Origin of the sequence: Pseudomonas sp. GM_Psu_1 (assembly GCF_026544185.1) — a bacterium.
Taxonomy (GTDB): Bacteria; Pseudomonadota; Gammaproteobacteria; order Pseudomonadales; family Pseudomonadaceae; genus Chryseomonas; species Chryseomonas oryzihabitans.
In genome coordinates, this window is record NZ_JALNUX010000003.1 from 326,487 (window position 1) to 340,373 (window position 13,887).

Genomic DNA, 13,887 nt, shown 5'->3' on the forward strand with positions numbered 1-13,887 from the left:
GCCGGCCGATCCTTCGCGGACTGGCGCCGTTTTGGCGGCCAGCGCCGGCCCCGGTCAAATCACGAATTCCGCCACCATCTGACGGAGACCGGCCGCCAGGCGCGACACCTCGTTGCTGGCGCTGGAGGTCTGACTGGCGCCCGCGGCGGTCTGGTCGGACAGGTCCTTGATGCTGATCAGCCCCCGGTCGATGTCCTTGGCCACCAGGGCCTGTTCTTCGGCGGCCGTGGCGATCAGCGCCGTACGCTCGTCGATGCCACCCATGGCTCCGGCGATGGCCAGCAGGGCGCCATTGGCTTCCCGGGCAACGGCCAGGGATTGCTCGGCGGTCTGGCTGCTCTGCTGCATGGCCTTCACCGCGTCCGTCGAATCCTGCTGGATGGTGCCGATCATGGCCTCGATCTCCCGCGTCGACTGCTGGGTGCGGTGGGCGAGGGCGCGAACCTCATCCGCGACCACGGCGAAGCCGCGACCCTGATCGCCTGCGCGTGCCGCTTCGATGGCGGCATTGAGCGCCAGCAGATTGGTCTGCTCGGCGATGCCGCGGATGACGTCGACCACGTTGCTGATGGCCTGGGCGCGCCCCGACAGCGTCTGGATCTGGCCGCTGCTCTGATCGACCTGGGTGGCCAGCCGTTCGATGGCGGTCAGGGTCGCGGCTACGTGTTGCAGGCCGGCCTGGGTAAGGGTGCTGCCCCTTTGCGAGGCGCCGGCGCTTTCCTCCGCGTGGCGCGCCACCTCGTCCACCGCGGCGCTCATTTCCGTCACCGCGGTGGCCACCTGGCCGATCTCGTCGTTTTGCCTGAGCAGGCCGCGATTGCCAGCGTCGATCACCGCGGTCATCTCCTCGGCGGCGGCGGCCAGCTGACTGGAGCTGTCCGCCAGATGGGCCACGGTGTCGCGCAGATTGGCCTGCATGCCGGCCAGGGCGGTCAGCAGGCCGGCGGCCTCGTCGCGACCCGTGACCTGAATGTCTTCGGCAAGATCCTTGTTGGCGATCCGCTGGGCGATGCGCAGGGCTTCGCCGATGGGCAGGGTGATGCTGCGCGTCAGCAGGAAGGCCAGGGCGATGGTGGCCAGCAGGGTGGCGAGGATCAGCCCCACGACCCAGGCCAGGCCGTGGTCGTAGATCCGTCCCGCTTCGATGCCCGAGGCGACGGCGCCCCGGTCATTCAGCGCGGCCAGGTTTTCGATCTGCGTCTGCAACTGGTCGGCGGCCGCGCGCATGCCACCGTTGGCCAGGGCCTCGGCGCCTGGCAGATCCCCCGTGCGGTAAAGGGTCTCGAAGCTGTCCAGCAGGCCCAGATAAGCCGTGGCCCCGTCCTGCACCGCCTGGTACAGCCGTTGCTCCGCATCGCTGGACACCAGGGGTGCATAGTCCTTTACCCCGGTGGCGAAGCGGCTGCGCAGATCGACCAGGGCCGTGGCCATTTCCGGATGGCGCGCGGGGTCCCGGGTGCCCAGGGCTCTCAGGCTTTCGAGGCGCAACCTGAGCAGCGCCGCGGTCATCTGGCCGGCCTGGCGAACGCTGGGCATCCAGTCCGTTTCCACCTCGATTTCCGACTGCCTGAGTTGCCGCATCTGGATCAGGGCGATAGCCCCGAGCGCGATGACGATTACTACGATAACCGAGAAGGCCAAGGCCGACCGGCGACCTACCTTGAGTGTGCGCATCATCATGACAGTCACCGTGAGGGTAGCCCCGGCGGGACACCGGGTTGGAGTTGTGATGTGCATCACACGCTATAGGGGGTGGCTTAGCGGCGGCTTAAGGCCGAGCCGGCCATAGGACCATTGGTCTGACTATGGCTGGACGCTCGAATCAGTAACCTCGCGGGAGCGGCGCCTGCCGCTTCAGACGCGGCGATCCCGGGCGGTGCTAGCTGGCCGGGGCGCCCATCTGCGCCGAGATGCGCGCCGTGGTGGCGAGCATCTGCTCGACGTACTCGGCCTTGAGGTCTTCTCGGAAGCGGAAGCAGGGAAAGGACACGCTCAGGCCGGCGATGACCTGGCCGAAACGATCGCGGATCGGCGCCGCCAGGCACCTCATGTTGGCCTCGAATTCCTCGTGGTCTTCGGCGAAGCCCAGCTCACGCACCCGCGCCAGTTCCGCGAGGTAGGCGGTCAGGCTGTCGAGGGTGTTGGGCGTGCGACGGACAAAGGTTTCCTGGGCGAGGATCTGCCGCACCTCGGCTTCGGGGCGCCAGGCCATCAGCACCTTGCCGATCCCGGTGCAATACAGCGGCGCCCGCCGACCGATGCGCGAATACATGCGCAGCGTGTAGCGCGAATCGAGCTTGTGCACATAGACGATGGCGCCCTCGTCGAAGATGCCCAGGTGGACGGTCTCGCCGGTGAGGTCGTTGAGCAGGCGCATGCCCGGTTCGGCTTCGCGGACCAGCTCCAGCTGGGGCAGGGCGCGGGCGCCCAGTTCGAACAGCTTGACGCTGAGGCGGTAGCGGTCCTCGGCGTCCTGGACCACATAGCCCAGCGCCTTGAGCGTCTGCAGGAAGCGGTGGACGGTGCTCTTCGACAGGTCTAGCTGCTGCGCCAGCTCCGAGACGCCGCAGTCGTCCTCGCGCTCGCCGAGGGCTTCGAGCACCGCCAGGGTGCGCCCGACGGCGCTGACCATGTCATTGCCGAGTTGCTGATTCTTTTCCATGGGACCGCCGGTCGCCTGGTTGCCGGAACACTGTTCCATTCTGATTGACGGATGCGGGAAAGGCCAGCAACACTGTCCGCCAGCGAATGGAACAACGTTCCAAAGCATTTCGCGCGTAAGGGTCTTCTCTCACCGCTGGCAGTCGCCGGCGGTGCGAACAAAAACAACAACGGAACCCGCGACGATGAAATCCATGACCAAGGCCCCGGGCGCATTGGCGCCTGCCGCTCATACTCCCCGCTGGCTGCCCCGCGCCCATCCGGTGTCCTGGCAGATGCTGGGCATCACCACCCTGGCGATGCTGATGATTTCGGTGGATCGCCAGCTGTTGCCGACCGTGCTGCCGGCGATCATGCAGGAATTCGGACTGGACGCCGCCCAGGGCGGCTGGCTCAGTTCGCTGAGTTTCGTCGGCACCCTGGTCGGCGCCCTGGTGGTGGGGGTGCTGGCCGACAGCGTCGGTACCGGCCACCGCCGTGCCTGGAGCTGGGTGGGAGCCTGCGCCCTGACCATAGGCTCGGCCTTCGCCACCGTGTACGCGCGCTCGCTGGGCGCCCTGCAGGTGCTGAGATTCACCATGGGCCTGGGCACCGGCGCCATGGAGCCGGTCAACATCGCCGTGGCCAGCGAATTCTGGCAAAAGGAAAATCGCGGCTTCGCCCTGGGCGTCCACCATACCGGCATGCCCCTGGGGCAATTCGTCGGCCCGGTCCTGATGGGGCTGATCCTGGCCAATGGCGACTGGCGCGCCACCTTTCTCTGGATTCCCCTGATCGGTCTGCCGATCATCCTGCTGCAGCTCTACCTGGGCCGCCGCCGCAACGAGGAACAGGTCTATGCCTGGATCCGCGAGCAACGGCTGACCGTGCCGGTCGACACCGCCGCGCCGGTCTCGCGCAATCCGCTGAGCAACCTGCGCCAGGCCTTCGCCGAGCGCAACGTGCGCCTCTGCCTGGTGATGAACTTCCTGTTTCTCTGGACCGAGATGGGCGTGGCCACCTTTCTGACCTACCAGCTCACCAGCCAGCTGGGGCTGAGCCTGGCCGAGGCCGCGGTGATCTCCGGCGCCTCGGGGCTGGTGGGCTGGGCGGGGCAGATCTTCTGGGGGACGCTGAGCGATCACCGCGGCCGCAAGTTCGCGCTGGGCATCCTGACCGTCGGTTTCTCGATCTGCGTGGCGCTGTGCATGTTCATCGACAGCCGCGCCATGGCCTGGACCCTGCTGCTGGCCTGGGGCCTGTTCCGCAACTCGCCCTATGTGGTGCTCTATTCGCTGGCGGTGGATTCCTCGCCCCGCGCGGCCGGCAGCGGCCTGGGTCTGCTGATTGGCGTGGGCCTGGGCCTGGCGGGCTTTCTGGTGGGGCCGGTGGCCGGCTACGTGATCGAGCATTTCGGCTGGCACTGGAGCTACGCCATGCTCGCCCTGAGCTGCCTGCTGGTGCTGATACCGCTGCGCTTCGTGGAGGAGACCCAGCATGGCGCCACCTGAGTGCCTGTTCGATCATGGCGATGAACTGGGCGAAGGCCCGGTCTGGGATACCCGACAGCAGCGCCTGCTGTGGGTGGATATCCTGGCCGGTCGCCTGTTGCGCGCGGCGCCGCAGCCGGCGGCTCCGGTCGAGGTGCTGGAGTTCGGCCGACCGCTGGGCTGCGCCGTGCCCCATGTCGACGGTTCCACCTGGCTGGCCCTGAGCGACGGCGTCTGGCGCCTGGCCGCCGGGGCCGCCCAGCCGACGCCCGTTGCGCAGCCGCCCCGTGCGGTCCATGGGCCTCAGCACCGTTTCAATGACGGCAAGTGCGATGCGCTCGGCCGCTTCTGGCTGGGTACCACGCTGCTCGACGAGGCGCCCGGTGGCGGCCGGCTGTATTGCCTGGACCTGGACGGCCAGCTGCATCAACGCCTCGACGGCATCACCGTGTCCAACGGCCTGGGCTGGAGCCCGGACAACCGGACCTTCTACTACATAGATTCGCCCACCCGCCGGGTGCAGGCCTTCGACTTCGATCTCGCCAGTGGCCAGCTCGGTCGCGGACGCACCCTCATCGACTTCGGCGAGCAGCCCGGCGTGCCCGATGGCCTGGCCGTGGACAGCGAGGGCGCGCTGTGGATCGCCCACTGGGACGGCTATCGCCTGAGTCGCTGGAGCGCCGAGGGCGTATTGCTCGCCTGGGTGGAGCTGCCGGTGGCGCGGGTCACCTCCTGCGCCTTCTATGGCGCGCGCCTGGAGCAGTTGCTGATCACCACCGCCCGGGTGGGTCTCGATGATTCCGCCCGCCAGGCGCAACCCCTGGCCGGGCGCAGCTTTCGCCTCGATCCCGGCGTGACCGGCCTGGCAGTGTCCGCCTGCCGCGTCCGGGTTCCGGACCATCCTCAGGAGTCTGCATGACGCTACCCCTCGTTTCGTCCCCCCTGACCCGCATCGGCCTCATCGGCGAATGCATGGTCGAGTTGCGCAGTCAGGAAGATGGCCAGCTGGGCCAGGCCTTTGGCGGCGATACCCTGAATGCGGCGGTCTATCTGCGGCGGCTGCTCGGCGACGACCCGGTGCAGGTGGATTACCTTACCGCGGTGGGCGACGACAGCCTGAGCCAGGCCATGCGCGCACGCTGGCGGGAGGAGGGGGTGAGTGACGCGCGGGTGCGGGTATTGCCCGGGCGTCTGCCGGGACTCTATCTGATCCAGACCGATGCCGACGGCGAGCGGCGCTTTCTCTACTGGCGCGGCGAGGCGGCGGCGCGGGAGTGTTTCGACGGCGCCGAGGCCCAGCCGCTGCTGGCGGCCCTGGCCGAGTATCAGTTGCTCTATCTCAGCGGCATCAGCCTGGCGGTGCTGACCGATACCGGTCGCGAGCGGCTGCTGGAGGCCCTGCGCCAGGCGCGCGCTGCCGACACCCGCATCGTCTTCGACAACAACTACCGGCCGCGGCTATGGCCGAATCTGCAGGCGGCGCGCACGGCCTATCACCGGTTGCTGCAGCTCGCCGACCTGGCGCTGGTGACCTGGGAGGACGACGCCGCGCTGTTCGGCTTCGCCGACGAGGCGGCGCTGCTTGCCCAGTACGCCGAGTGGGGCGTGGCCGAGGTGGCGCTCAAGCGCGGCGCGCGCAGCTGCCTGCTGCAGCATCGCCAGGGGCGCCAGGAGGTGGCCGGCGAAGCCGTGGCCCGAGTGGTGGACACCACCGCCGCCGGGGATTCCTTCAGCGCCGCCTACCTGGCCTGCCGCCTCCAGGGCGGGGCGCCCGAGGTGGCCGCCGCCTGGGGGCATCGCCTCGCCGCCACGGTCATCCAGCATCCCGGTGCACTCATCCCGCGCGCCGCCATGCCGGCGCTGCCGCCCCTGATTCCCGCGCTCACTGCCCAGGCCTGAAGCCATGAAGATCACCGAAGCCCGCGTCATCGTCACCTGTCCCGGTCGCAACCTGGTCACCCTCAAGATCGTCACCGACGAAGGCCTCTATGGCCTCGGCGACGCCACCCTCAACGGCCGCGAACTGGCGGTGGTGGCCTACCTGGAAGAGCACGTGCTGCCGGCGCTGATCGGTCGCGACGCCCATCGCATCGAAGACATCTGGCAGTACCTCTATCGCGGCGCCTACTGGCGGCGCGGACCGGTCACCATGACCGCCATCGCCGCGGTGGACGTGGCGCTCTGGGATCTCAAGGCCAAGGCCGCCGGTATGCCGCTGTACCAGCTGCTCGGCGGCAAGAGTCGCGAGCGGGTGATGGTCTATGGCCACGCCACCGGCAAGGACATCGAGAGCTGCCTGGACGAGGTGGCCCGCCATGTGGAGCAGGGCTATCGCGCGGTGCGGGTGCAGTGCGGGGTGCCGGGCATTCCCACCACCTACGGCGTGGCCAAGCGCGAGGGCGAGCGCTACGAGCCGGCCGACAGCGACCTGCCGGCCGAGCACGTCTGGGACACCGCCAAGTACCTCAATCACGTGCCCAAGCTGTTCGCCGCGGTGCGCGAGCGCTTTGGCGACGACCTGCACCTGCTGCACGACGTGCACCACCGGCTGACGCCCATCGAGGCGGGACGGCTGGGCAAGAGGGTCGAGGAATACAACCTGTTCTGGCTGGAGGACTGCACCCCGGCGGAAAACCAGGAGGCCTTCCGCCTGATCCGCCAGCACACCACCACGCCGCTGGCGGTGGGTGAGGTGTTCAATTCCATCCACGACTGCCGTGAGCTGATCCAGGAGCAGCTGATCGACTATATCCGCGCCACCCTGGTGCATGCCGGCGGCATCACCCACATGAGGCGCATCGCCGATTTGGCCGCGCTCTACCAGGTGCGCACCGGCTTCCATGGCGCCACCGACCTGTCGCCGGTGTGCATGGGCGCGGCGCTGCACTTCGACACCTGGGTGCCCAACTTCGGCATCCAGGAGCACATGCCCCACGAGGCGCGCATCGAGGAGGTCTTTCCCCACGCCTATCGCTTCGCGGACGGCCATTTCACCCCGGGCGAGGTGCCCGGCCATGGCGTGGACATCGATGAAGACCTCGCCGCCCGTTATCCGTACAAACGCGCCAGCCTGCCGGTGAACCGGCTGGTGGATGGCACCCTGTGGCACTGGTGAAGGAGGAGTCCAGGATGAAAGCCTTTCAGGTCAGAGCGCCCCACGAATTCAGCATCGCAGAGGTCGCGGTACCCACGCTGGCGCCCGGTGAGGTCCGCGTCGGAGTGGCCTATGCCGGCATCTGCGGCTCGGACATGCACATCATCCATGGGCAGAACGCCTTCGTGCGCTTTCCCCGCGTCACCGGCCACGAGTTCGCCGGCGTGGTGCGCGAGGTGGGCGCGGGCGTGAGCGGCCTGGCGGTGGGCGATCCGGTCTGCGTCGATCCGGTGATCGCCTGTGGCAGCTGCTATCCCTGCCGCATCGGCCGGCCCAATGTCTGCAGTCGCCTGCAGGTGCTGGGGGTGCACCGCGATGGCGGCTTCAGCGAAGAGGTCTGCGTACCCGCCGGCAACGCCCATCGCCTGCCGCCCGGTCTGCCGCTGGCCCAGGCCGCCCTGGTCGAGCCCTACAGCATCGCCCTCAATGTGCTGGAGCGGATGCAGTTCCTGCCCGGCGATGGCCTGCTGATCTACGGCGCCGGCGTGATCGGCCTGACCCTGGTGCAGATGGCCCGGGCGCTGGGCATCGCCGACATCACGGTGACCGATGTGCTGGACGATCGCCTGGCCACCGCCCGGACCCTGGGCGCGACCCGCACCCTCAATGGTCGCGAGACCAATGTCGAGGCGGCCATGCGCGAAGCCACCGGCGGCGAGGGCGTGCCGCTGATCGTCGACGCCGCCTGCCATCCGGCCTTGCTGCCGGAGATCGTCCGGCTGGCGTCGCCGGCCGGGCGCATCGGCCTGCTGGGCTTCAGCGCCACGCCCAGCGAGCTGGTGCAGCTGGAGATCATCAAGAAGGAACTGACGCTGGTGGGCTCGCGGCTCAACAACGGCCGCTTTCCGCGGGTCATCGAGCTGCTGGCGACGGGCCGGCTGGATGCCGCGGCGCTGATCAGCCACCAGGTGGCCAGCCAGGAGATGCCGGGCGCCATCGAGCTGATCGAAAGGCACCCCGAGCAGACCCGCAAGGTGCTGGTGCAATGGGGTGGCAACGCCTGACAACACGGGCTCCCCAAGGGGCGCCGCTGCGATGCCTTACCGAATAAAGACAATGAGCGGGAGGTAACAAATGGCTGGACAAGGTCGTGGACTGGTACTCGTCATGCTGTTCCTGGCGGGGGTCGTCAACTATCTGGATCGCTCGGCGCTGTCGGTGGCGGCGCCGCTGATCCAGAAGGACTTCGCGCTCAGCGCCGGCGAGATGGGGTTGCTGTTCAGCGCCTTCTTCGTCGGCTATGCGGCGTTCAACTTCATCGGTGGCTGGGCCGCCGACCGCTATGGCGCCAAGACCACGCTGCTGCTGGCCATGGTGCTCTGGTCGGCGTTCAGCGGCCTGACGGTGCTGGCCTCGGGCTTTGCCGCGCTGATCGTGATCCGGGTGCTGTTCGGCATGGCCGAGGGGCCCCTGAGCGTCTCCACCAGCAAGATGGTCAACAACTGGTACGCGCCGCACAACCGCGGCCGCACCCTGGGCCTGTCGATGTCGGGCACCCCCCTGGGCGGCGCCATCTCCGGCCCCATCGTCGGCGTGATCGCGGTGGCCTACGGCTGGAAGGTGTCCTTTGTCGTCATCATGCTGATCGGCTTCGTCTGGGCGGTGGTCTGGTACCTCTGGATCAAGGACAAGCCAACCGGCCAGCTGGCCGCCGACATCGCCGCCGAGGAGCGCGCCGTGGCCGTGGTGGACACCGAGGTCAGGCCGCTCAAGTACTACCTGCGCCAGCCCACGGTGCTCTTCACCGCCCTGGCGTTCTTCGCCTACAACTACACCCTGTTCTTTTTCCTCACCTGGTTTCCCAGCTACCTGATCCAGGCCTATGGCCTCAACGTGAAGGACATGAGCATCGCCACGGTGATCCCCTGGGTGCTGGGCTTCATCGGCCTGGCGGTGGGCGGCTATCTGTCCGACTGGGTGTTCCGCAAGACCGGCCGGTTGATGTTCTCGCGCAAGGTGGTGCTGGTGACCTGCCTGCTGGCCTGCGCCCTGTGCATCGCCGTGGCCGGCCTGGTCAGCACCCTCTATGCCGCGGTGGCCCTGGTGGCGCTCTCGGTGTTCTTCCTCTACCTGACCGGCGCCATCTACTGGGCGATCATCCAGGACACGGTGCCGGCGGCGCGGGTGGGCGGGGTCAGCGGCTTCATGCACTTCCTGGCCAACACCTCGGGCATCATCGGCCCGGCGGTGACCGGCTACCTGGTGCAATTCACCGGGGCCTTCACCAGCGCCTTCCTGCTAGCCGGCGCCCTGACCGTGATCGGTTCGCTGTGCGTGGCGCGCTTCGTCAAGCCGCTGGCCGAGCGGCCGGCGGACGCACCCGCCGAGCTGGCCACCGGAGGCGCCCGATGAGCGATTTCGAACGTATTCCTTCGCGCTATCCGGCGCCCGCCATCGGCATCGTCCACCTGGGCCTGGGCGCCTTCCATCGTGCCCACCAGGCGGTCTACCTGGAGCGCAACCTGGCCCGCCATGGCGGCGGCGCCTGGGGCCTGTGCAGCGCCAACCTCAGATCGGGGCGGGCGCTGGTGGAGACCCTCAGCGCCCAGCAGGGTCGCTATCACGTGGCCGAATACCGCAACCGGCGCGAAGGGGTGCTGCGCGAGATCGGCGTCCTGCGCGAGGTGCTCTACGCTGGCGACGGCGGGGCCGGGCGCGAGGCCCTGCTGGCCCGGCTGGCCGATCCCGGGGTGCGCATCGTCACTCTGACGGTGACGGAAAAGGGCTATTGCCTGAGTCCGGCCAGCGGCGCGCTGCGCCGCGACGATCCCGGCATCGTCCACGACCTAATCGAACCGCGGGCGCCGCGCACCGCGCCGGGGCTGCTGGTGGAAGGCCTGCGCCGGCGCCGGGCGGCCGGCATCGCGCCCTTCACCGTCCTCTGCTGCGACAACATGCCGGACAACGGCCAGCGGACCCGCCAGGCGGTGGTGTCCCTCGCCGAGGCCCAGGACGCCGGGCTGGCGGCCTGGATCGCTACCGAGGTGGCCTTTCCCTGCAGCATGGTGGATCGCATCGTTCCGGCCATGGACGAAGCCGCCTTCGCGCGGTTGCGCGATCTCGGCTGCGATGACCCGGCCGCCGTGGTCGGCGAGGCCTTCAGCCAGTGGGTGGTCGAGGACCGCTTTCCGCAAGGGCGCCCGGACTGGGAACGGGAAGGGGTGCAGATGGTGGCGGACGTCCGCCCCTTCGAGACCATGAAGCTGCGCCTGCTCAATGGCAGCCATTCGCTGCTGGCCTATGTCGGCAGCCTGGCCGGTCACGGCACCGTGGCCGAGGCCATGGCCGATGAACGCCTGGCGGCCCTGGTGCACCGCTATATGAGTCGCGAGGCGGCGCCGACCCAGGACATGCCGGAAGGCGTGGATCTGCCGGGCTATGCCCAGGCGCTGGTCGCGCGCTTCCGCAACGATGCCCTGCAGCACCGCCTGCGGCAGATCGCCATGGACGGCTCGCAGAAGCTGCCGCAACGCTGGCTGCTGGGCGCCCGGCAGCTGCTGGAGCAGGGCGGTGATCCGGCCTGCACCGCCCTCGGCGTGGCGGCCTGGATCCACTATGGTGAAGGCGAGGGCGAGGCGCTGGACGATCCCCTGCGCGCCACCCTGGCCGCCTTGCCTACGGGCGCGGCGCGGGTGGACGCCGTGCTGGCGCTGGCCGAGGTCTTTCCCCCTGACCTGGCCGCGCACCCCGTCTTTCGCGCCGCGGTGCAACGGGCCCACGCGCGCATCGCCGCGGCGGGTATCGAAGCGGCCATCGCCGATCTGACCGAGCAAGGAGTCTGACATGGAACACACCTGGCGCTGGTTCGGCCCGCGCGATCCCATCTCTCTCGCCGACATCCGCCAGACCGGGGCCACCGGCATCGTCACGGCGCTGCACGAGATCGCCAATGGCGAGGTCTGGCCGGTGGCCGCCATCGCCGAGCGCAAGGCGCTGATCGAGGCGGCGGGGCTGTCCTGGTCGGTGGTGGAGAGCATCCCGGTCCACGAAGACATCAAGCGCGGACTGCCGGGTCGCGAGCGCTATCTGGAGAACTACTGCCAGAGTCTGCGCAACCTCGCCCAGTGCGGCATCGACGTGGTCTGCTACAACTTCATGCCGGTGCTCGACTGGACCCGCACCCAGCTGGCCCATCGGTTGCCCGACGGCGGCTGGGCGCTGAGATTCGATCAGGACGCCTTCGCCGCCTTCGATCTCTGCATCCTGCAGCGTGACGGCGCCGAGGCCGAGTACAGCACCGCGGAGATCGAACGGGCGCGCCGCTATCACGCCGGGCTCGACGACGCCGGGCGCGACGAACTGGTGCGCACCCTCATCGCCGGTCTGCCGGGCGCCGAGGAGGGCTACACGGTGGCCGACCTGCGGGCCCTGCTGGCCACCTATTCCGGTATCGACGCCGCGCAGCTGCGCGAGCACCTGGCGACCTTTCTCCAGGCGGTGGTGCCGGTGGCGGAAGAAGTGGGCATCCGCCTGGGGGTGCATCCGGACGATCCGCCGCGACCGCTGCTGGGTCTGCCCCGGGTGGTCTCCACCGCCGCCGATGCCCAGTGGCTGCTGGATGCTGTGCCGAGCCCGGCCAACGGCCTCACCTTCTGCACCGGCTCCTATGGCGTGCGCGCCGACAACGACCTGGTGGCCATGGCCCGCCAGTTCGCGCCGCGCATCCATTTCGTCCACCTGCGGGCGACCCGGCGCGAGGCGGATCCGCGCAGCTTCCACGAGGCCCATCATCTGGATGGCGACGTCGACATGGTCGGGGTGATCCGCGAACTGGTGCGCGAGGAGCATCGCCGCGCACGCGACGGCGGAGCGCGCCTGCCCATGAGGCCGGACCATGGTCATCAGCTGCTGGATGACCAGGGGCGGCGGACCAATCCGGGCTATTCGCTGATCGGCCGGCTCAAGGGCCTGGCGGAATTGCGCGGCGTGGAACAGGCCGTGCGGCAACTGGAAGAGGAGCGCGGTTGATGTGGATCGGCAGCTATCAGGCCCCCCTCGGGCGTGGTCCAGATCAAATTCGAAGGCTGACATGGAGACCCCTATGGAATTGATCACCCGCAGCGGCGCCGCGGCCGCTGCCCGCGCCACCCTGCGTCTGCACCCGCTAGACGATGTGCTCATCGCCCGCCAGGCGCTGGTGCCCGGCCTGGAATTGCCGGAGGAGGGCGTGCAGGTCCGGGAACCGGTGCCCGCCGGGCACAAGGTCGCCGTGCGCGCCATCGCCGCAGGTGCGCCGGTACGCCGCTATGGCCAGATCATCGGCTTCGCCCGCGCGGCCATCGCCGCCGGCAGCCATGTGCACGTGCACAACCTGGCCATGGGCGACTTCACCCGCGAACACGCCTTCGGCATCGAGGCGCGTGGCGCCCCGGCGCCCATCGAGCGCAGCTTTCTCGGCATCGTCCGCCCGGATGGCCGGGTGGCGACCCGCAACTACATCGGCATCCTCACCTCGGTGAATTGCTCGGCCACGGTGGCCCGGGCGGTGGCCGACCATTTCCGCCGCGACGTCCGTCCCGCGGCGCTGGAGCCCTATCCCAACGTCGACGGCGTGGTCGCCCTGACCCATGGCGTCGGCTGCGGCATCGACACTCAGGGCGAGGGCATGGCGGTGCTGCGCCGCACCCTGGGTGGCTATGCGGCCCACCCCAACTTCGCCGCCGTGCTGTTCATCGGCCTCGGCTGCGAAGCCAACCAGATCCCCTCACTGCTGGCCGACCAGGGCCTCGCCGAGCATGCGGGACTGCAGACCCTCAATATCCAGGACAGCGGCGGCACCACCGCCACCGTGGCCCGTGGCATCGCCGCGGTCGAGGCGTTGCTGCCCACGGCCAATGCGGTGCAGCGCGAACCGGTCAGCGCGCGGCATCTGGTCCTGGGCCTGCAATGCGGCGGCTCGGACGGCTATTCCGGCATCAGCGCCAATCCGGCCCTGGGCCGGGCGGTGGACCTGCTGGTGGCCGCCGGGGGCACCGCCATCCTCTCGGAAACGCCGGAAATCTACGGCGCCGAACACCTGCTCACCCGCCGCGCCGCCAGCCCGGCGGTGGGCGAGCGCCTGGTGGAACGCATCCGCTGGTGGGAAGACTATTGCGCCCGCTTCGGCGCCAGCCTGGACAACAACCCCTCGGCGGGCAACAAGGCCGGCGGCCTGACCACCATTCTGGAAAAATCCCTGGGCGCGGTGATCAAGGCCGGTTCCACCGATCTGATGGCGGTCTATGGCTACGCCGAGCCGGTGCGCACCCCGGGCCTGGTGTTCATGGACACCCCCGGCTACGACCCGGTCTCGGCCACCGGCCAGGTGGCGGGCGGTGCCAACCTCATCGCCTTCACCACTGGCCGGGGTTCGGCCTATGGCTGCGCACCGACGCCGTCGCTGAAGATCGCCACCAACACCCGGCTGTGGGAGAGCCAGCGCGACGACATGGACGTGGATTGCGGGGGCCTGGTGGACGGCAGCACCACCCTGGAAGAGCGGGGCGCCTTCATCTTCGAGCGCCTGCTGGCGCTGGCTTCGGGGGAGCGCAGCCGCAGCGAGTTGCACGGCTACGGGCAGAACGAATTCGTCCCCTGGCAACTGGGCGCCACCACCTGAGTGGG

General features: G+C 69.1%; 11 protein-coding genes. 9 read left to right on the forward strand and 2 right to left on the reverse strand.

Going from position 1 to position 13,887, the window contains the following annotated elements; translation table 11 throughout:
• Window positions 1-54: 54 nt before the first annotated feature.
• Window positions 55-1,680 carry a methyl-accepting chemotaxis protein gene (locus tag OXS31_RS06670; protein WP_267398393.1) on the reverse strand — a complete coding sequence of 542 codons (1,626 nt, stop codon included), beginning with the start codon at window positions 1,678-1,680 and terminating at the stop codon, window positions 55-57.
• Between the two features lie 199 nt (window positions 1,681-1,879).
• The gene (gene kdgR, locus OXS31_RS06675) at window positions 1,880-2,662 is read right to left on the reverse strand and encodes a DNA-binding transcriptional regulator KdgR (RefSeq protein WP_115945478.1); all 783 of its coding nucleotides are present in this window, start codon (window positions 2,660-2,662) and stop codon (window positions 1,880-1,882) included.
• Between the two features lie 193 nt (window positions 2,663-2,855).
• On the opposite strand from kdgR, the gene OXS31_RS06680 reads away from it, so the two are divergent.
• From OXS31_RS06680 to OXS31_RS06720, 9 genes are all read left to right on the forward strand, one after another.
• Window positions 2,856-4,151, forward strand: a complete 1,296-nt coding sequence (locus OXS31_RS06680) for an MFS transporter (protein ID WP_235389930.1) — start codon at window positions 2,856-2,858, stop codon at window positions 4,149-4,151.
• Window positions 4,138-5,049, forward strand: a complete 912-nt coding sequence (locus OXS31_RS06685) for an SMP-30/gluconolactonase/LRE family protein (RefSeq protein WP_051398760.1) — start codon at window positions 4,138-4,140, stop codon at window positions 5,047-5,049. The genes OXS31_RS06680 and OXS31_RS06685 overlap by 14 nt, the downstream gene beginning before the upstream one ends.
• Window positions 5,046-6,029, forward strand: a complete 984-nt coding sequence (locus OXS31_RS06690; RefSeq protein ID WP_267398397.1) for a sugar kinase — start codon at window positions 5,046-5,048, stop codon at window positions 6,027-6,029. The genes OXS31_RS06685 and OXS31_RS06690 overlap by 4 nt, the downstream gene beginning before the upstream one ends.
• A 4-nt stretch (window positions 6,030-6,033) precedes the next feature.
• A complete protein-coding gene (gene manD, locus OXS31_RS06695; protein WP_027602060.1) occupies window positions 6,034-7,245 on the forward strand; it encodes a D-mannonate dehydratase ManD in 1,212 nt (403 codons plus the stop codon).
• Window positions 7,246-7,259: 14 nt separating this feature from the next.
• Entirely contained in the window at window positions 7,260-8,288 is a 1,029-nt protein-coding gene (locus OXS31_RS06700) for a Zn-dependent oxidoreductase (protein ID WP_169853705.1), read from the forward strand.
• 70 nt (window positions 8,289-8,358) lie between these two features.
• On the forward strand, window positions 8,359-9,636 hold the full coding sequence (locus OXS31_RS06705; RefSeq protein WP_044342545.1) for an MFS transporter: 1,278 nt from the start codon (window positions 8,359-8,361) through the stop codon (window positions 9,634-9,636).
• Entirely contained in the window at window positions 9,633-11,066 is a 1,434-nt protein-coding gene (locus OXS31_RS06710) for a mannitol dehydrogenase family protein (protein WP_267398398.1), read from the forward strand. Before OXS31_RS06705 ends, OXS31_RS06710 begins: the two co-directional genes overlap by 4 nt.
• A 1-nt stretch (window position 11,067) precedes the next feature.
• Complete coding sequence (gene uxuA, locus OXS31_RS06715) at window positions 11,068-12,252, forward strand: mannonate dehydratase (protein WP_267398399.1); 1,185 nt, start codon at window positions 11,068-11,070, stop codon at window positions 12,250-12,252.
• A gap of 73 nt (window positions 12,253-12,325) precedes the next feature.
• Complete coding sequence (locus OXS31_RS06720) at window positions 12,326-13,882, forward strand: altronate dehydratase family protein (RefSeq protein ID WP_150338790.1); 1,557 nt, start codon at window positions 12,326-12,328, stop codon at window positions 13,880-13,882.
• The last annotated feature ends 5 nt before the right edge of the window (window positions 13,883-13,887 follow it).